At 62.4% G+C, this 17230-nt stretch carries 17 protein-coding genes and 1 pseudogene; 10 read left to right on the top strand and 8 right to left on the bottom strand.

Going from position 1 to position 17230, the window contains the following annotated elements:
- Nucleotides 1–123: 123 nt before the first annotated feature.
- The 3 genes from ACI6S0_RS23520 (at nt 124) to ACI6S0_RS23530 (ending at nt 3261) form a co-directional block, all read left to right on the top strand.
- Nucleotides 124–804 (top strand): TetR/AcrR family transcriptional regulator, encoded by a 681-nt coding sequence (locus ACI6S0_RS23520; protein ID WP_010339517.1) that lies wholly within the window; start codon nt 124–126, stop codon nt 802–804.
- Nucleotides 804–2402, top strand: a complete 1599-nt coding sequence (locus ACI6S0_RS23525; protein WP_010339516.1) for an ABC1 kinase family protein — start codon at nt 804–806, stop codon at nt 2400–2402. The genes ACI6S0_RS23520 and ACI6S0_RS23525 overlap by 1 nt, the downstream gene beginning before the upstream one ends.
- Nucleotides 2403–2583: 181 nt before the next feature.
- On the top strand, nt 2584–3261 hold the full coding sequence (locus ACI6S0_RS23530; protein ID WP_234831427.1) for a sigma-70 family RNA polymerase sigma factor: 678 nt from the start codon (nt 2584–2586) through the stop codon (nt 3259–3261).
- 247 nt (nt 3262–3508) lie between these two features.
- Here the strand turns inward: ACI6S0_RS23530 and ACI6S0_RS23535 are convergent, their stop codons facing one another.
- From ACI6S0_RS23535 to ACI6S0_RS23545, 3 genes are all read right to left on the bottom strand, one after another.
- A complete protein-coding gene (locus tag ACI6S0_RS23535; protein ID WP_010339514.1) occupies nt 3509–4093 on the bottom strand; it encodes a recombinase family protein in 585 nt (194 codons plus the stop codon).
- 300 nt (nt 4094–4393) lie between these two features.
- Nucleotides 4394–5407: a class 1 integron integrase IntI1 gene (gene intI1 / locus ACI6S0_RS23540; protein ID WP_000845048.1), complete on the bottom strand. Its 1014-nt coding sequence runs from the start codon at nt 5405–5407 to the stop codon at nt 4394–4396.
- Nucleotides 5408–5581: 174 nt separating this feature from the next.
- Nucleotides 5582–5797, bottom strand: a complete 216-nt coding sequence (locus ACI6S0_RS23545; protein ID WP_143008597.1) for a hypothetical protein — start codon at nt 5795–5797, stop codon at nt 5582–5584.
- Between the two features lie 316 nt (nt 5798–6113).
- Here ACI6S0_RS23545 and ACI6S0_RS23550 point away from each other — a divergent pair, with 316 nt between their 5' ends.
- Together ACI6S0_RS23550 and sul4 are read left to right on the top strand one after the other, a co-directional pair.
- Nucleotides 6114–6347, top strand: a complete 234-nt coding sequence (locus ACI6S0_RS23550; protein ID WP_234831446.1) for a 2-amino-4-hydroxy-6-hydroxymethyldihydropteridine diphosphokinase — start codon at nt 6114–6116, stop codon at nt 6345–6347.
- A 74-nt stretch (nt 6348–6421) separates the two neighbouring features.
- Nucleotides 6422–7315 carry a sulfonamide-resistant dihydropteroate synthase Sul4 gene (sul4, locus tag ACI6S0_RS23555; RefSeq protein ID WP_206434233.1) on the top strand — a complete coding sequence of 298 codons (894 nt, stop codon included), beginning with the start codon at nt 6422–6424 and terminating at the stop codon, nt 7313–7315.
- Nucleotides 7316–7457: 142 nt separating this feature from the next.
- On the opposite strand, the pseudogene ACI6S0_RS23560 reads toward sul4, so the two are convergent.
- A pseudogene (locus ACI6S0_RS23560) lies at nt 7458–8248 on the bottom strand (IS5 family transposase).
- Nucleotides 8249–8660: 412 nt separating this feature from the next.
- Here ACI6S0_RS23560 and ACI6S0_RS23565 point away from each other — a divergent pair.
- The 5 genes from ACI6S0_RS23565 to ACI6S0_RS23585 all read left to right on the top strand — a co-directional run bounded on the left by ACI6S0_RS23565 (nt 8661) and on the right by ACI6S0_RS23585 (nt 11091).
- Nucleotides 8661–9506 carry a hypothetical protein gene (locus ACI6S0_RS23565; protein ID WP_037523047.1) on the top strand — a complete coding sequence of 282 codons (846 nt, stop codon included), beginning with the start codon at nt 8661–8663 and terminating at the stop codon, nt 9504–9506.
- An 82-nt stretch (nt 9507–9588) separates the two neighbouring features.
- Nucleotides 9589–10215: a DUF4410 domain-containing protein gene (locus ACI6S0_RS23570; protein ID WP_122129130.1), complete on the top strand. Its 627-nt coding sequence runs from the start codon at nt 9589–9591 to the stop codon at nt 10213–10215.
- Nucleotides 10212–10517 carry a hypothetical protein gene (locus tag ACI6S0_RS23575; RefSeq protein ID WP_122129131.1) on the top strand — a complete coding sequence of 102 codons (306 nt, stop codon included), beginning with the start codon at nt 10212–10214 and terminating at the stop codon, nt 10515–10517. Before ACI6S0_RS23570 ends, ACI6S0_RS23575 begins: the two co-directional genes overlap by 4 nt.
- Nucleotides 10514–10675: a hypothetical protein gene (locus ACI6S0_RS23580; protein WP_163000181.1), complete on the top strand. Its 162-nt coding sequence runs from the start codon at nt 10514–10516 to the stop codon at nt 10673–10675. The genes ACI6S0_RS23575 and ACI6S0_RS23580 overlap by 4 nt, the downstream gene beginning before the upstream one ends.
- Complete coding sequence (locus ACI6S0_RS23585) at nt 10672–11091, top strand: hypothetical protein (protein WP_122129132.1); 420 nt, start codon at nt 10672–10674, stop codon at nt 11089–11091. The genes ACI6S0_RS23580 and ACI6S0_RS23585 overlap by 4 nt, the downstream gene beginning before the upstream one ends.
- A gap of 14 nt (nt 11092–11105) precedes the next feature.
- Here the strand turns inward: ACI6S0_RS23585 and ACI6S0_RS23590 are convergent, their stop codons facing one another.
- The 4 genes from ACI6S0_RS23590 to ACI6S0_RS23605 form a co-directional block, all read right to left on the bottom strand.
- A complete protein-coding gene (locus ACI6S0_RS23590; RefSeq protein ID WP_122129133.1) occupies nt 11106–12440 on the bottom strand; it encodes a TolC family outer membrane protein in 1335 nt (444 codons plus the stop codon).
- Nucleotides 12437–15532 (bottom strand): efflux RND transporter permease subunit, encoded by a 3096-nt coding sequence (locus ACI6S0_RS23595; protein WP_122129134.1) that lies wholly within the window; start codon nt 15530–15532, stop codon nt 12437–12439. The genes ACI6S0_RS23590 and ACI6S0_RS23595 overlap by 4 nt, the downstream gene beginning before the upstream one ends.
- Nucleotides 15529–16602, bottom strand: coding sequence for an efflux RND transporter periplasmic adaptor subunit (locus ACI6S0_RS23600; protein WP_122129135.1), 1074 nt, complete (start codon nt 16600–16602; stop codon nt 15529–15531). Before ACI6S0_RS23600 ends, ACI6S0_RS23595 begins: the two co-directional genes overlap by 4 nt.
- Nucleotides 16603–16766: 164 nt before the next feature.
- Complete coding sequence (locus ACI6S0_RS23605) at nt 16767–17186, bottom strand: hypothetical protein (protein ID WP_122129136.1); 420 nt, start codon at nt 17184–17186, stop codon at nt 16767–16769.
- Nucleotides 17187–17230: the final 44 nt, after the last annotated feature.

A 17230-nucleotide genomic window follows, 5' to 3' on the forward strand; every position in this document is an offset into this window, starting at 1 on the left:
TCTGCTTGCAACGTTTTCAAGCCGTCGGCGGAGTCCGAGCCGGCGGCCACGGAGCCTACGGCCCTTGCGGCATTGCTCGTCAAAGTGCTCGGATCGCGCTATCCTCGGTCCAGGAGAAAGAGATTGAGCGATGATGAGAAGAAAAAGGCGCGGCGCCCCCGAAAGATGGGCAGACCGACCACCGAGGACGCGCTCCGCCTGACCTCGCACATCCTCAAGAGCGCTCGCCAACTGTTCTTCGAACACGGGTTCGATGGCGCCAGTGCCGACATGATCGCCGAACAGGCGCGCATCTCCAAACGAACACTGTACGCGCGCTTCGGCAGCAAGGCGCGCGTGTTCGAGGCGGTGATCCTCGACGAGATCGATACGCAGCTGCGCGCGCTCGAACCCTCCGGCAGCGACGAACCCGACATCGGATCGCGCCTTCGCGAAATTGCCGATCGCCTGCTCGAGTGGCTCCTGACGCCCCGGATCGCCTCCATGGAACGTGTCGTCATCGCGCAAGCCGTGCGCTTTCCCGCGCTTGCGGCGAACATCCACGATTTCGGTTACCAGCGGGCCGTCCAGTGGGTGGCATCGATCCTCGCCCACGCCAATGCCAAGGGAGAGCTGTCGCTGGCCGACCCCGTGTTCGCTGCCGAGCAGTTCGTCACACTCGTCGTGGTCGCCCCCATGCGCCGTGCAGCGCTGGGGTTGTCTCCGCCAGCGTATGACGAGGCGGCGCGCGATCGTATCTCGCGCGGTATCGACCTGTTCCTTGATGGCTACCGCCCGCGAGACGGGGATGGTTGCAGCAAGTGATGCCCGCCACGGACGACGAGCCTCAGATCGGTGAGCGTGCGCGCCTCGCAGAGCTTATCCAGATCATGGGGCGCCACGGCCTGAACGGGCTCGCCTCTCGCCTGGGCCTGCTGCCCGGTCGTTCCGAGCAGCCGGTGGACGTCAGTACGCCCGAGCGGGTCGTCGCGCTGCTGCGGGACCTTGGACCCGTTGCGGTCAAGCTGGGGCAGGTGCTGGCGACCCGTGAAGACCTGCTCGGGCCGGAATGGGTGCGCGCGCTGTCGACGCTGCAGGACCGGGTGACCCCGTTGCCGTTCGAGGCGCTGGAGCCGACGATCCTGGCTGCGCTTGGCTCCCCGATCGCGGACGTGTTCGCGAGCTTCGACCGCGAGCCGATCGCCGCGGCCTCGATCGCGCAGGTTCATGCAGCCACCCTGAGCGACGGAACCGAGGTCGTGGTAAAGGTACGCCGACCGGGGATCGCGGAACGCGTCGATGCCGACCTGAGGCTGCTCCGCCGCATTGCGCGGCTCGCCGCGAGACACTCACCGGAGATCCGCCGCCTCAGGCCCGACGAGCTGCTCCGGTTCTTCGCGGAGAGCCTGTCGCAGGAAATGGACCTCAGTGCCGAAGCGGCAGCCTGCGAGAGCATTGGCGCGTTCCTGCAGCCGCTCGGCGTTCGCACGCCCGCCTTCTACTGGGATCAGGTCGGCCGCCGGATCAATGTGCAGCAGCGGCTCGACGGCATGCCCGTCCGCGCTATCCTTGATGGAGCGGGAGACTGCGGTGCGGATATCGCCGGCATATATGCAGATGCAGTCCTGCGAATGATAATCTTCAACGGCCGGTTCCATGCGGACCCCCATCCCGGCAATGTCTTTGTCCTCGCCGATGCGTCGCTGGCGTTCATCGACTTCGGGGCGGTCGGCGTGCTCAGCCCCGCCCGACGAAACGAGGTTGTTACGCTCGTCCTTGCGATCGCCGGCGAGGACTCGCGATCGGTGACGGACGTGCTTCTGCAATGGTCGGGCGAAACAGACGTCGATCGCCAGGCGCTGACCCGCGAACTCGACGCGCTGATCGGCCAGTTTCGCGGGGCGGTACTCCAGCAGATCGAGCTCGCCGACGTCTTCGGTCGCGTCTTCGCGCTGCTGCGCACCTACCGCCTGGCGCTACCACCCGATCTGGCCCTGCTGCTGCGGACCCTGTTGATCGCCGAAGGGTTCGTACGACGGCTCGATCCCGGCTTCGACATCGCGGCGCGCGCCGCACCGATCGCGCGCGAACTGCTGCGGGAGCGGATCGGCCCGGCCGGCATCAAGCGGGGCGGACGCCGGCTGGCGACTAGCCTTGGCCGGCTGGCCGCCGCCTCGCCCGAGCTGGTGGCTTTCGCCGAGCGGGTAGCGCGGTCGGGCGCGCTGCCGATTGAATTACAGGGAGGCGCGGTTTCCCCAAATCCGACGTCGCCCTGGCGCGCCGATCCCAACATCCTATCAGCCGGGCTGCTCGTCGCCGGCGCGATCCTTCAGCGCGACCATGATGTTGTCGGCGCAATGATGATGGCATCTGCGGTGCTGCCAGCAGCCTGGGCTTGGTTCGCAAGCAGGCAGAGGCGCTGACCTGCTATTGCAGACCTTTCCACGTAGTCGGTTTCCACCCTCCCTCTATCGCGCGCTTGTTTCGCCAATCGGGCGTCATCGCTGAGGGAGTGGAACAATCCAGGACAGGTGGCGTTTTTCCAAAAAGTAAACCGGTCGGTGTATATATTGCCGCCTAAATTCATCGAACAGGGGCCTATGCTTGTCCGAACTATTGGGAAACCGATCGCATGTACCGACTGAGGAGTGGTCGGAATTTGGCGCCGCATTGAGCGACCTGATGCCTAGGCTGGCGAGCTATGCGCGATCGCTGGCCAGGAATTCCGATACTGCACAGGACCTTGTTCAGGAAACCTTGCTGAAGGCCTGGCGCCACCGCGCGTCGTTTGAGCCCGGTACGAATTTGAAGGCTTGGACCTTCCGTATCCTCCGCAACTCCTTTCTGTCGCAGGTTCGCCGTCGAGGTGCGGGATATGCGAGCGAAACCGCCGAACTCATCGATATTCCTGTGGCGTCAAACCAGGAGTCGGTCGTGACGTTGAGCGATGTTCGTCGCCTGTGGTCCCGCCTGACGCCCGAGCAGCAGCGGTGCATCCAGCTCATCGGGATCCAGGGTTTGAGCTATGAAGAGACAGCCACGATCGAACAGGTTCCTGTCGGGACAATCAAGAGCCGCGTATTGAGGGGGCGGCAGCTGCTACGCGAACTCCTGGATCAAACGAACACCGGTAAGCATTTCAAATCGGAAACTCAAATCGTGCCAACAGATACGATCCGCGAAGCCGAGCCAACGATAATCGACGAAGTGCACAACAGGCAGATTGAGCTGCTGCAAAGCTGGCGGACGAAGCGTGCGGCTGATCGGTGTTCGGTAGGCTGAATCTTATATATCGCTTGATCCTGTTCTGATGTCCCCAATTTCAGGCTCATCACCAGATTGACCATCAACGACTTGACGTTGATGGCATCGCACCCATGCTACCAGTCGACATCCTCCAGCGCGTCTTGTGTGGGCTGGTTTCCGGACCACTCCGCCTCCCGCATCCAGCATTACGGGGATGGGCGGCGCGCGCCGTGAGGAAAGGGCCGTTGGAGGCTTTCCGCTATCGCGGCGAAGCGGGGATCCATCAGTCAGCAGTCACTTCTGCGCTAATGGCTTCCTGCTCCGGTGCCGGGAGGTGACGATACAGCGTAGGAACCGAGACCCCGATCGTCGGTGCGATCTCGCGAATGGTCATCCCGGAGGCGAGGAGCTTTCGCGCTGCCTCCAGTCGTTTGGGCGTCATGACGGTTTTACGACCGCCTACCCTGCCTTCGCGCCGTGCCACGATCAACGCTGCGGTGGTCCGCTCACGATTTAGGTCGCGCTCCATCTCCGCCATGGCAGCCAGGATGTGGAAGACGAGCTTGCCGGCTGCTCCCGCGGTGTCGATCCCGTCAGTGATCGAGCGAAGGCCGATACCGTTTTCGGCCAGCTCGGCAGCCAAGTCGACAAGACCCTTCATCGTTCGGCCGAGCCGATCGAGCTTCCAGACCACCAGGACATCGCCGGCGCGAGCGTGCGATAGCGCCTCCGCCAAGCCGGCGCGGTTTGCCTTAGCGCCGCTCGCCTTGTCGGAGAAGGTCCGCTCGCAACCGGCATCGCGCAATGCATCGAGCTGGGGCGTCAAATCTTGTTCGGACGTCGATACCCGCGCGTAGCCGATCAGCATGAGGTTGTCTCAAAACTCACCCGCCGCACCTAGCACGAGCGCAAGAAAATGAGAAAGCGTTTTGATAAGACGGTGGACCGCGCTATGCGTTCTCACATTGTCGTTTTCAGAAGACGGCTGCACTGAACGTCAGAAGCCGACTGCACTATAGCAGCGGAGGGGTTGGATCCATCAGGCAACGACGGGCTGCTGCCGGCCATCAGCGGACGCAGGGAGGACTTTCCGCAACCGGCCGTTCGATGCGGCACCGATGGCCTTCGCGCAGGGGTAGTGAATCCGCCAGGATTGACTTGCGCTGCCCTACCTCTCACTAGTGAGGGGCGGCAGCGCATCAAGCGGTGAGCGCACTCCGGCACCGCCAACTTTCAGCACATGCGTGTAAATCATCGTCGTAGAGACGTCGGAATGGCCGAGCAGATCCTGCACGGTTCGAATGTCGTAACCGCTGCGGAGCAAGGCCGTCGCGAACGAGTGGCGGAGGGTGTGCGGTGTGGCGGGCTTCGTGATGCCTGCTTGTTCTACGGCACGTTTGAAGGCGCGCTGAAAGGTCTGGTCATACATGTGATGGCGACGCACGACACCGCTCCGTGGATCGGTCGAATGCGTGTGCTGCGCAAAAACCCAGAACCACGGCCAGGAATGCCCGGCGCGCGGATACTTCCGCTCAAGGGCGTCGGGAAGCGCAACGCCGCTGCGGCCCTCGGCCTGGTCCTTCAGCCACCATGCCCGTGCACGCGACAGCTGCTCGCGCAGGCTGGGTGCCAAGCTCTCGGGTAACATCAAGGCCCGATCCTTGGAGCCCTTGCCCTCCCGCACGATGATCGTGCCGTGATCGAAATCCAGATCCTTGACCCGCAGTTGCAAACCCTCACTGATCCGCATGCCCGTTCCATACAGAAGCTGGGCGAACAAACGATGCTCGCCTTCCAGAAAACCGAGGATGCGAACCACTTCATCCGGGGTCAGCACCACCGGCAAGCGCCGCGACGGCCGAGGTCTTCCGATCTCCTGAAGCCAGGGCAGATCCGTGCACAGCACCTTGCCGTAGAAGAACAGCAAGGCCGCCAATGCCTGACGATGCGTGGAGACCGAAACCTTGCGCTCGTTCGCCAGCCAGGACAGAAATGCCTCGACTTCGCTGCTGCCCAAGGTTGCCGGGTGACGCACACCGTGGAAACGGATGAAGGCACGAACCCAGTGGACATAAGCCTGTTCGGTTCGTAAGCTGTAATGCAAGTAGCGTATGCGCTCACGCAACTGGTCCAGAACCTTGACCGAACGCAGCGGTGGTAACGGCGCAGTGGCGGTTTTCATGGCTTGTTATGACTGTTTTTTTGTACAGTCTATGCCTCGGGCATCCAAGCAGCAAGCGCGTTACGCCGTGGGTCGATGTTTGATGTTATGGAGCAGCAACGATGTTACGCAGCAGGGCAGTCGCCCTAAAACAAATTAGGCCTATTTGTTCAGAGCTTTAAAAATTGGCTTCGGTCAGGAAAAGCAAAAAACAACGTTTTTGCAGAAGTTTTTCACGGTATTGGCTTCTTCAGCACAAGGCGCGCATTTTTCTGGTTGTGTCTCAAGAAACATTCTCGGCCAAATGCGCGCCAGAACATCCTTGGCTTCGTTCAAGGTCGCGGGTTGAAAACCTCCGTTCTTGCACAGGTTTAAACCCATCGCTTCGGTCAGGTTGTTGTTTCGGTGCACCAGTTTTTGCAGTCAGAAATTCGATTGTTCCTGGTCAGTTTGCTGCGGCGCAAAGCGCTGGTATTCTTGCGAAAAGCACTGGCCTAACCCATCAATCAACAGGGACGGTCCAAAGCTAGCGCTTTGTCCCGCCCCTTATTTCAAACGTTAGCTTGACCCTTCGGGCGGAGGAGAAAATGTCATCAATTTATAATAAAACTAAAAGTGGATTTTGTCGGATTTGTGGAAATTGTAAGAAAGACAGCGTTTTTCTTCCAGTTTTGAAATTGGGCGTAAACCCACTTTTAAATGGGGGCCGCGCCTCATCGACATCGACATCCTTTTCTATGACAACATGATCATGAACGACGATATCCTGGCTATTCCTCATCCCTTCGTCGATGAACGTGCTTTTGTCCTGGCACCCCTGGCTGACATTGCGCCCGATTACGAACATCCCCAGACCCAAAAGTCTGTAGCCCAAATGCTGGCTGACGTATCCTCATCCGTAGATGAGGCCACAACGGCCGTTTACCGTTTACCGGATCAACCAAACTTCATGGGCACTTAACCCCCACCCTAACCCTCCCCCTAAAATGGGGAGGGAACATCTCCCTCTCCCGGTGGGAGAGGGCTGGGGAGAGGGTGAAAAAAATTTTCAAGGAACTGCTATTGATGTCAACCACACTAACCAGCTTCAAATGGGGTGAACGCACCTACATCATGGGCATCCTCAACGTCACTCCAGACAGCTTTTCTGGAGATGGCGTTATGGTTGAAGAAGATGTCATCGCCAAAGCGGTAGCCCAGGCCAAACAATTTGTAGCCGACGGCGCAGACATCATCGACATTGGCGGCGAGAGTACCCGCCCTGGCAGCTCACCTATAAGCGCAGAGGAAGAACTGGCGCGGGTGCTGCCGGTGGTGCAGGCCGTACGCCAGGCTGTGGACGTCGTTATTTCCATCGACAGCTACCGCGCTTCCGTGGCCGAAGCGGCCCTGGCGGCAGGCGCCAGCTGGCTCAACGACGTCTGGGGGCTGCGCATGGACCCGGACATGGCCGGCCTGGCAGCACAAGCCGGCTGCCCCATCGTCCTTATGCACAACCGCAGCAAACCAAAGAACATAGCGCAAGAAAAAAAGCTGGGCGGGCGCTTCATCGGGGTAAAATACGACGACCTCATCACCGACGTTAAACGTGAATTACAAGAAAGCATCGACATCGCCTTAAAAGCCGGCGTAAAAGAGTCCCAAATTATCCTGGATCCCGGCATCGGCTTCGGTAAAACCGTCGAGCAAAGTTTGCAACTGCTCGACCAGATTAATCAGTTCAAAACAATGGGATTTCCCATCTTAATAGGTCCGTCGCGCAAATCATTTATTGGCTATACGCTCGATTTGCCGCCAGACCAGCGCATAGAAGGAACGGCGGCCACCGTCGCCATTGGCATTGACCGAGGAGCCGACGTTGTGCGCGTCCATGACGTCAAAGCAATCGTTCGGGTCGCCCGTATGACAGATGCAATCGTGAGACGTTAAAGGATTTCAGTGCTATCAGTCACTAGTGAAATGCGTAAAACGTAATGCGTAAGGTTTATTACGCATTACGCATTACGAATCAAACCACAAACACACTGAATTTAGACACATTTTATAGGAGCTGCACATGATCGATTTTGAACTAGGTTTCGTGGACAAAGGGTATCCATTGCAGGGCTGAGACGAGATTGACGAAGCCGAGGTAGGACTCTTTGGTTTTGTCGTATCGAGTTGCGATACGCCGCCAGTTCTTGAGTTTGTTGAAGAGGCGTTCGACAAGATTGCGCCAACGGTATTTTTCGCGATCGTGTGGGATTGGATCGCGCCGATTGCTTTTGGCGGGAATGACAGCCTCAACGTCAGCATTGGCCAATTCCTCGCGGATGGCATCTGCATCGTAGCCCTTGTCCGCCAACAATGCCTCGATCTTATGAGCAATCAAACGGAACAGCGGGCCAAAGCCTTGGATATCGTGGCTCTGGCCCGGCGTCAGGACAAAGCCGAGCGGTCGGCCTTTGGCATCGCAGCGGGCGTGGAGCTTTGTGCTGAATCCGCCTCGCGATCGGCCAAGCGCCTCGGTTTCCTGAGTCCCTTTTTTATGCCGACGGCACAATGATGTGCTCGGACCACGGTGCTGTCGATCATGTCCGCAGTGGCATCACGAGCCACCATTTCGCCCAGTGTCTCGAGCATCGCCTCGAACACCCCGGTCGTAACCCAGCGCCGGTAGCGGCGGAAAACGCTGTTCCACTTGCCATATTCATCCGGCAAGTGGCGCCATTGCGAACCTGTGCGGGCGATCCACATCATGCCTTCGAAATACAGCCGGTTGTCCTGTGCTGGACGACAGCCACGACCACGCTCAGATGGCAGTAATGTGCCGATGATCCCCCACTCGTCCTCCGTCAGCCCAATACGCTCGCCCAACGCCACCTCCAAAAGGCAGCCTTGAATCAACGCCCGATCCTGCTGTCAACCTTTGTCCACGAAACCTAAGAGAGTGATGCGCAATGGAATGTAGCGATCCGTGACATCACGACATCATTACTGGAATGATCTGCGGCACGGCGAGCAAGCTAAATGTCACAAAGATTTACAAACGCCACCAACTCCTGTTGCGCGATCACGCGATAACCGCCTCAGACATTGAGGAGGCGGTTATGCAGTTCAGCAGCCATGACAGCGGTTGACGCATCCGCGACCTGACCGGTCGCCTCCCTTGTCGTGCAATGCTCTTGCGTGGGTCGTCGTTGCTTGCTCCTCCCCCTGGGCGACCTGCGCCGACGCGATGCGGACCCCAGACCCTGTGTCCGCATCGCGTCGCCCTTTCCTGAAAGGCCCCATCATGCCCTATCGCCCTCTTGCAGCGGCGGCGATGCTGCTCGCCGGCGTTCCAGCCATGGCAGGCGCTACCCCACCCCTGGTCCTTTATCCGCGACATCTCGGTGCTGAAACCGCCCGCTATGATCATGGCAGCGCAACCATCTCGCTTCGATCGCCGACCGCTACCGTTGAAATTCGTCCCCTGCCGGTCGAGAAGGGCCAGGTCGCCTTCTCCCTGGCCGTCTTCAACCATGGTCCAGGTCCGGCCAATCTGGGTATCGAGAATATCAGCGCGACGGTGAACGGCATTCCCGTCCCGCTGCCCAGCCATGCGCAACTGGCGGAGGAGGCAGAGCGCAAGGCCCGCAATGCCAAGATCGGAACGGCGCTGTTCGCCGGCGTCCTGGCGGGTGTCGCGTCGACGGCGTCGAACGAAGGCACCTATTATCGCCATGTTCGCGGACCACGGGGCAGCTATACACAGGCGATCCACTGGCATGATGATATGCCGGGCGTGATCGGTGCGACGGCGGCGGTCGCCGGTGGCGCCATGGTGATCAAAGGCATCGATCGGAAGCTGGACTATACGCTGGCGCAACTGGGCACACAGGTGTTGCAGACGACCACGATTGACCCCGACAGCAGCTTTGGCGGCATGGTGATCCTGCCGCTGGGGCATCGGGCCGCCGGCCCGGCCGACATCCGGGTCAGCATCCGCTTCGATGGCAGGCCCTATCTGTTCGGTTTTTATCTGGCCCAGGCCGGCATGGCGCCGGCGGCCGATCTTCCCGCAACCACAAGGGCCGACGTGATCGCCCCCCAGTCCGCACCTGCCACGGACATGCCAACGGACCGAGGCGGCCGATGACGCGCCTGGCTTCAACGCGGCGTTCGGCCAGCGGCCTACGCCCTCGGCTTGCGCTGGGCGGGATGTTGTTCCTGCTCTCGGGATGCGCAAGCGTGGCCGTTCGCGACGTCCGCATGACCGCCGTACATCAGCGCCCAGCGCCTGGCGCCTTGGCCGTTCATGTTGCGCTGGCGCAGGATATCAGGCCGATCCCGATGCCGCGAAAGCAGCCCTTAGGCTGCAGGCCTGTCTGATCGAGGCCTATCGCCATGCGGGGCTTTTCGCGTCTGTTGCCAGTAGCGGCGCGCCATCTGCCGGTGACGCGATGGTCCGGGTCCGGATCATTCGCGCCGATCGCGGCAGTCAGGCCGAACGCTTGCTGATCGGCTTCGGCGCGGGCCGGTCCGCGCTACTGACCAAGGCCTCATTCGAAGTTGCGGGACAGGCGGGCGCCGCCATGACCTTTTCCGCTTCCGCCAAGGACGGGCGCAAACCTGGCGTGATCCTGCCGGGTGGCGTGGCGATGGCGACCGGTGAATTGTCACGCCTCGCCATCGGCGGCGGCCTCGGCCTGCTGATGGAAAGCCGCAGTGGCCTGGACAGGGGCGCGAAGCGATCGGCTGCCGCCATCATCAAGCAGACCCGTCTCCTTTACCGCGCATCCGGCTGGACCTGGCCGTCCGACCAGAACGGAACACGACATAATGCTCCCCGGAAGGCAACATCATGAAAATGCATCCCCCGATCCAGCCGCCCGTGCCCGACGCACCCCTGATCGACAATATGTTCGCACCGGAACTCCTGGCCGGCGGTTTGTCCGGCCTGTCCCTGATCAACGGCATCGTGACGATCACATTGGAAAATCCGAGGGCCGATCATGCCCGGCCTGATCCGGTCCTTGAACGGGTCGTCGTCGGCAGGGGCGGCATGCCGGTGCCCATCGCCCAGGCGCTGCTCTGCGCGCTTTACCAGTTTCTGAGCCAACATCGCCTCAATCCCCTGATGGCGCAAAGCGAGCAGCACCGCCAATGAGCTATTTCCCCCTGTCCCGCCTCATCGGCCACCCGACCGGTCAGGCGGCGGCGCTGCATATGCCATCGAGCGGATATCGGTGCTCGATCAAATGGCAGTGTCCGAGTGTCACCGGCGCTGCCGGCCGCAAGACATTACGCAACAAGCAGGGCGCATGACGGCGCCATCATCCTTCAGCGTCGAGCAGCAGATACTGATGATCGGCGCGCGCCAATGGCATCGTGCCCGGCACCTGCGCCTGCCGGTCCAGCCCTGTCTGCACCGGCAACTGGCGCGCTTGGGCTGCGAACAGCTTGCCCCCGCCTGCGACAGCCTGATGCGCCTTTCCGAATTGCTTCTGGGGCATCCCTTCCGTTCTGGTGAAGGCACCATCCTGTCGGAGGATGAGTGGCGGCTGCTCGACCTCGTCGAGGGGCGGGAGCATGCACTCGTCCATCAATGTAGCGCGGCGCTCGCCAGGGCATTTGACCATGCAGTCCGATCGTTCACCATCATGATCGCCATGGCGATCGACGCAGGCGCCGGCCGTAATATCGCCAGTCCCGCCCCATCGATCAGCCCGGCCAACGCCTGAATAGCGGCCGGCGCTCATTGCAGCATGGCGCTGATGCCGGCCAGCGCCTCGCCGTTCAGATCGCCCGTTGCGGCTGCCAATTGGAGCCGGGCCGTCAGATAATCATAGATTGCCTGCCGCCGGTCACGATCCGTGGAAAAGCTCTGATTCTGCGCATTGAGCACATCGTCCTGGGTCCGGATACCGACTTCGCGACCGGTATTGGCAGCCACCTGCTGCAGGCCAGCCGAGCGCTGCGCGGTATCCAGCGCCGCGACCCGACGCGCACCAGTCGATACCCCATACCAGGCCTGCTGCGTCTGCAGCCGCGCATCGCGCCGGGCGCCATCCAGATCGCGCGCGGCCTTGCTGGCGTTGGCGCGGGCCTCCCGTTCCTTCGACGCGATCGCACCGCCGGCATAAAGCGGGATGGTTATACGCAGCCCCGCCGATGCCGATTGGAGACGGTCAGGCACGATGCCATTGCCACTGTCGCCACCCAGGCGATATTGCCCCTGATAGCCTGCAACGCCTTCGACCACGGGGCGCCCGGCAAGACCGTAGCGGTCGATCTCGGCGCCCGCGGCCCTGGCCTGATGCACCGCCGCCTGGACCAGCGGTGATCGGCGTTCCGCCTGCTCGATATATTCCTCCAGCCCGGCAGGCGGCGGAGGCGCCTGGAACCCGTCAGCCGGCCGCTCCAGACCTTCCGTCGGCAGGCCGGTCAGCTCCGCGAAATCGGCGCGTGCATAGGCGAGTTCGGCTTCCGCGCCGATGCGCTGCGCTTCGCTCGCATCGCGCCGCGCTTCCGCCTCGCGGACGTCGGTTATGCGCGCCCGACCGGCATCGAAACGCGCCTGTGCGCCGCGCCGTTGCTGATCGGCTGCAGCGACCTGGGCCTGATAGGAGGCAAGCCTGTCCTGCGCTGCCAGCAGCTTGAAATAAGCCTGACCGACGCGGAGGATCAGCTGCTGCTGTTCGGCTGCAAATTGCACATCGGCGCCAGCCGCCTTTTCGCGCAGCTGAACCGCCTGAGCCTGTTTCGATGCATCATAGAGGGGCTGGACGGCCTGCACCGCAATGCTGGCACGACCACCGGACCGGCTGCCGGTGAAGACCGGCTCCAGATCCTCCGGCAGGCGGGCGTTGGTTTCGGTGACATTATATTGATAGCCGCCCTGGAACTGAACGCTCGGACGCTGGAGCGCCCGCGCCTGCACGGCCGACTCGCCCCCTGCATCGCGTTGGGCCTGGGCCGCCAGATGATCAGGGTCGTGGGTGGCGGCGGCCTGCCATGCGTCGACAAGGTCGGTCGCATGGGCCGACGGCACGACCATGATCGCGGCCCCGAGGAAAAGAAGATGCTTCATGCGGGAATCTCCGGGTTGCTGGCACAGCGCTGCGGTCGATCGAATACCAGTTCGTAAAGTGCAGGCAGGACGATGAGGGTCAGGATGGTGGCGACCATCAGGCCGCCCATGATCGCCCAGGCCATTGGCCCCCAGAAGGTTGACTGGGTTAGCGGGATCATGGCCAGGATGGCGGCCAGCGCCGTCAACATGATCGGCCGCAGCCGATGGACGGCCGCCTCGCGCACGGCTTGCCGCATCGGCAGACCATGCGCCGACAGCGTGTCGATCTGCGCGATCAGGATGACCGAGTTGCGCAGCACCATGCCGAACAGCGCCAGCGACCCCAGCATCGCGACGAAGCCAAAGGGAATGCGGAACAGCGCCATGATCAGGGCTACGCCGATCAGCGCCAGTGGCCCGGTCGCCAGCACGACCAGCATGCGCTTCACATTCTGCAACTGGAGCATCAGCAGGATGACGATCACGAAGATGGCGAATGGCACCGCCGCCAGTGTCGCCTTCTGGTTGATGCTGCTCTGCTCGTCCGATCCACCCTTGACGATCGATGCGGCGGGCGGAAGCGCGCGGCGCATCGCGGCGATCTGCGGCTCTATCCGCTTTGCGAGGTCGCTCGCCTGCTCGCCCTCGACATCGGCGGCGATGGTGATCGTGGGCTGCCGATTGCGCTGGTAGAGGACAGCCGGCTCGCTGCCCGCGGACACATGGCCGAGCTGCGATAGCGGGACGGCGCCATTGGGCGTCTGGATCGGCAGATTGGCGATCCGGCCAAGATCCGTGCGTTCGGCTTCATTCAGGCGAAGAACCACGTCCAGCGCCAGGTCGCGATCGCGGAAGCTGGTCGTCCCTGCACCGCCGATCGCCGTCTGCAACGATTGCTGGACCGCCTGTGTCGACAGGCCCAATGCCCGGACCTTGTCCTGGTCCAGATCGACGCGGATGGCCTTCAACGGTTCGCCCCGATCACTGTTCACGTCGCGCGCATGGCTGTCCGCCCGGATCAGGGCCTCCAGCTTGTCCGCCACGGGAATAATCTGCGCCAGTGCCGGTCCCGCCACGCGATATTGCAAAGGCTGACCGACGGATGGGCCATTTTCCAGACGGCTGACCCGCCCCCGCGCCTCTGGGAAATGGGTGGCGAACAGGCCCTGAATATGGCCGATCACCGCTTCGCGCGCCTCTTCATCCCGCGTCTGCAGGACCAGTTCGGCCAGCGTGATGTCCGGTGTCTGGACGTTGAGGGGGAGGTAAAAGCGCGGCGATCCACCCCCGACATAGGATGTGACGGACAATATCCGCTTGTCGGTCGCCAGCAGCCTCTCCATCCGCGCCGCCACGGCCTGGGTCTGGGCGAAGCTGGCATTTTGCGACAATTGCAGGTCGACCACCAGTTCGGGCCGGTCGGACGCGGGAAAGAACTGGCGTGGCACGCCGATCTGGAACAGCAGCATCGACGCGATGAACATGGTCAGCGCCAGACCCACCACCGCCTTGCGCCGTTCCAGGCATCGGTCGAGCAGTCGCCGGAACCAGCCGTAGAAACGGCCCTCATATTGCTCCTCGGGCTCACCCGCATCGTCGCGCGCATCGGCCCGCTGCGGCAGCAGATGATAGGCGATGAAGGGCGTGAAGATGACCGCGACGATCCATGAAAGGATCAGCGAGATGGCGATCACCTGGAACAGCGAGATCACATATTCGCTGGCCGTCGCCTTGGACATGGCGATCGGCAGGAAGCCCGCAACGGTAATCAGCGTGCCGACCAGCATCGGCACGGCTGTCACGCCATAGGCGCTGATCGCAGCTCTGGTGCGGGTCCACCCCGCCTCCAAATGGGTCGCAACCGCCTCGACCACGATGATCGCATCGTCGACCAGCAGGCCCAACGCAATGATCAGCGCGCCGAGCGAGATGCGCTGCAGGTCGATGTCCAGATAGAGCATCGAGACAAAGGTCATTGCCAGCACCAGCGGGATGCACAGGGCGACGACGATGCCGGGACGCCAGCCCAGCGACAGGAAGTTGACGGCCAGCACGATGACGATCGCCTCGACCAGCGAGGTCGTGAATTCACCGACGGATTCGTCCACCACATGGGTCTGGTCGGACACCGTGTGAATCTCGACGCCGACCGGCATCTCGGACTGGAGAGTGGCGACGACATGCTTGAGATCGCCCCCCAGGCGGGCGACATCGCCGTCCGATCGCAGGCTGATGCCGACACCCACCGCATCCCGAGCGCCAAAACGCATCTTGAAGGTGGCGGGGTCGACCGGCCTGCGCTCGACCGTCGCGATCGCGTCGAGCCGGATGCGCTTGCCATTGGCGACGATCGGCGTCGCGCCGATCGCCTCGACCGATCCGAAGGCGCCCGTCACCTGCATCCGCACCCGTTCGGCACCGGCCTCCACGATGCCCGATGCGGCAATGCCATTGGTCGTGTCGAGCGCGTCGGCTATCGCCTGCGCGGAAATGCCCGACATGGCGAGCCGGGCGCTGTCATAGGTCACATAAATGGCTTCATCCTGCGCACCGATGATCTGTGTCTTGGCGACATCGGGCAGCATGTGGATGCGGTCGCGCAGGGTTTCGGCATAACGTTTGAGCACCGGATAGGAAAATCCGTCGCCGGTGATCGCATAGATATTGCCATAGGTGGTCCCGAACTCGTCGTTGAAGGACGGCCCGATCACAGCGTCGGGCAAATCGCCGCGATGGTCGGTCACGGTCTTGCGGACCGTGTACCAGATGCCGGGAACCGCGCTGCTCCTGGCGGTCGAGATCAGCGTCACATTCAGCGTCGCCTGACCCGGCCTGGCCTTGCTCTTCACATAGTCGATCTCGGGGATATTTTCGGTCAGCACCGTCTCGATCGGCTTGATGACCTGCTCCGACATCTGTTCGGCGGTGGCACCGGGCCAGCCGACGCTGATCATCATCGTCTTGACGGTGAATTCGGGATCTTCCTTGCGGCCCAATGCCATGTAGGAAAACAGGCCTGCGACCGCCGCCAGCACCAGCAGGAAGCCGACCATCTGCTGATGCGACAACGCCCAGCGCGACAGGTTCATGCCCTTCTGGTCCGCACTCATGATTGCGGCACCTGAACGACGCGCACCGTCTCGCCCGCGCGGAGCAGATGGACGCCGGCGGTGACGATCGTCTCGCCGGGCCTCAGCCCCGATAGGATGGTCAGCATGTCGCCCTGCGCGCTTGCGATCTGCACGGCGCGCGGTTGCACCGTCATCGTCCGCCGATCCAGAATCCAGACCTGTGCCTGTCCATTTGCCTGAAGCACGGCCGTCAGCGGCACCCGGACGGCGGCCTTTGCCGTTGGATCTTCAACCCGCAATTCGGCGGTCTCTCCCATCCGCAGCGCTTGGCTTGGTGCGGCAATGGCAAAGCGGGCTGCGAATGTGCGTGTCGTGGGATCGGCTGCGCCGGCGATGCTGCGCAATGTCGCCGTGTAACGCCGGTCGGGGCTGCTCCACAGGGCGACGCTGAAGCGCGACGCCCCCCTGATCCGCTCCAGACTGCCTTCGGGCAGCGCAACGGCGATTTCCGGGTGCGCGGGATCGGCGAGCGTGACCACCGCCTGCCCGGCGCCCACCACCTGACCGACCTCGGCCTGGATCTGCGTGATCACGCCCGAACGCGGCGCAACCAGAAGGGTGCGACCCAATTGGGCGGATGCCGTACCGCGCTGGGCGGCCGCAGCCCGCAACTGCGCCTGCGCCTGGACTGCTGCGGCCTTTTGCTGATCGAATTCCGCCGGCGAGATGAAGCCTTGCTGCAACAAGGCGCGCGATCGTGCCAGATCGGCCTGCTGCACTGCGGCGGCGGTCCGGGCCGAACCGCTTTGCGCCACGGCGCTGTCCAGCGCGCGCGCATAATCGGCATTGTCCAGCCGCAGCAGCATCTGGCCTGCGCGGACATGGCTGCCCGGATCGACGCTGCGCTCTACGATGCGGCCCGCCACCTCGAAGCCGATCTGGCTTTCGAAGGCAGACCGGATTTCCCCGGCATAACTCACCTCGCTTGCGCGGCCAGCGTCGACGCGCTGCACCGTCACCGCGCGCCGTTCATCCTGGGCGGGCGGCTCCGTGTTGCAGGCAGCGAGCAACAGCACCGCGATCGGTGCGACATGGGCAAAACGTGCCATTCCATCCCCGTGGAGAAAGGCCGCAAAAGCAGGCCGGTTCGTGCAAGGGCTTGGAAATGGAGGCGATCTGCAACAGCTCGATGGGGGCTATGTAACATCATGTAACAGCCTGCCTGAACCATGACGCATCGATGCCGAGCGGGATGCGCCATGGTTCAGCATGTTCAGCGCGGTCCGCCGCCGATGGTCCCCGAGCGAGAGGCCGAACCGCCATTGGGACCAGTGATGTCGCGCTGATAGGTTGCGGTGCCATCGCCGTTGGCAACGGCACTGGTCGAGCGTCCCCAACTCTTGCCGCTGTTGGTCACATGGCTGGTCGCACCGTGGAACTGGCCATCCTGCACCTGATAGCCGCGCTGGCTGCTGAGGCCGCGTCCGTCATTGGTCTGGATATTCCGGCTCATGGCGGCCTGCCCGCCACCGCGCGAGGCGTTATAGTCATGATGGAATCCGCGCCCGTTCGGCCCCTGAACGCTGCGGCTATGGCTGTACTGGAAAGATCGGCTGCGGGCTTCGGCCGTCGATATCGTGCCGGCGGCAGCCAGCGTCGAAAGGAAGGCAATGGCGAATTGGCGCTTGTTCATGGTGCATTCTCCTTCTCCGTATCAGCGAAAGCCGCGCGGGAAGG

Source organism: Sphingobium sp. DN12 (genome assembly GCF_051058005.1).
Taxonomy (GTDB): Bacteria; Pseudomonadota; Alphaproteobacteria; order Sphingomonadales; family Sphingomonadaceae; genus Sphingobium; species Sphingobium yanoikuyae.

Excerpts from the sequence above, each read along its gene's own strand:
- ACI6S0_RS23525 (WP_010339516.1), top strand. The coding sequence starts at position 804 with ATGCCCGCCACGGACGACGAGCCTCAGATCGGTGAGCGTGCGCGCCTC.
- ACI6S0_RS23535 (WP_010339514.1), bottom strand. The coding sequence starts at position 4,093 with ATGCTGATCGGCTACGCGCGGGTATCGACGTCCGAACAAGATTTGACG.
- intI1 (WP_000845048.1), bottom strand. The coding sequence starts at position 5,407 with ATGAAAACCGCCACTGCGCCGTTACCACCGCTGCGTTCGGTCAAGGTT.
- ACI6S0_RS23565 (WP_037523047.1), top strand. The coding sequence starts at position 8,661 with ATGCCCTATCGCCCTCTTGCAGCGGCGGCGATGCTGCTCGCCGGCGTT.
- ACI6S0_RS23570 (WP_122129130.1), top strand. The coding sequence starts at position 9,589 with ATGCGCAAGCGTGGCCGTTCGCGACGTCCGCATGACCGCCGTACATCA.
- ACI6S0_RS23575 (WP_122129131.1), top strand. The coding sequence starts at position 10,212 with ATGAAAATGCATCCCCCGATCCAGCCGCCCGTGCCCGACGCACCCCTG.
- ACI6S0_RS23580 (WP_163000181.1), top strand. The coding sequence starts at position 10,514 with ATGAGCTATTTCCCCCTGTCCCGCCTCATCGGCCACCCGACCGGTCAG.
- ACI6S0_RS23585 (WP_122129132.1), top strand. The coding sequence starts at position 10,672 with ATGACGGCGCCATCATCCTTCAGCGTCGAGCAGCAGATACTGATGATC.
- ACI6S0_RS23590 (WP_122129133.1), bottom strand. The coding sequence starts at position 12,440 with ATGAAGCATCTTCTTTTCCTCGGGGCCGCGATCATGGTCGTGCCGTCG.
- ACI6S0_RS23595 (WP_122129134.1), bottom strand. The coding sequence starts at position 15,532 with ATGAGTGCGGACCAGAAGGGCATGAACCTGTCGCGCTGGGCGTTGTCG.
- ACI6S0_RS23600 (WP_122129135.1), bottom strand. The coding sequence starts at position 16,602 with ATGGCACGTTTTGCCCATGTCGCACCGATCGCGGTGCTGTTGCTCGCT.
- ACI6S0_RS23605 (WP_122129136.1), bottom strand. The coding sequence starts at position 17,186 with ATGAACAAGCGCCAATTCGCCATTGCCTTCCTTTCGACGCTGGCTGCC.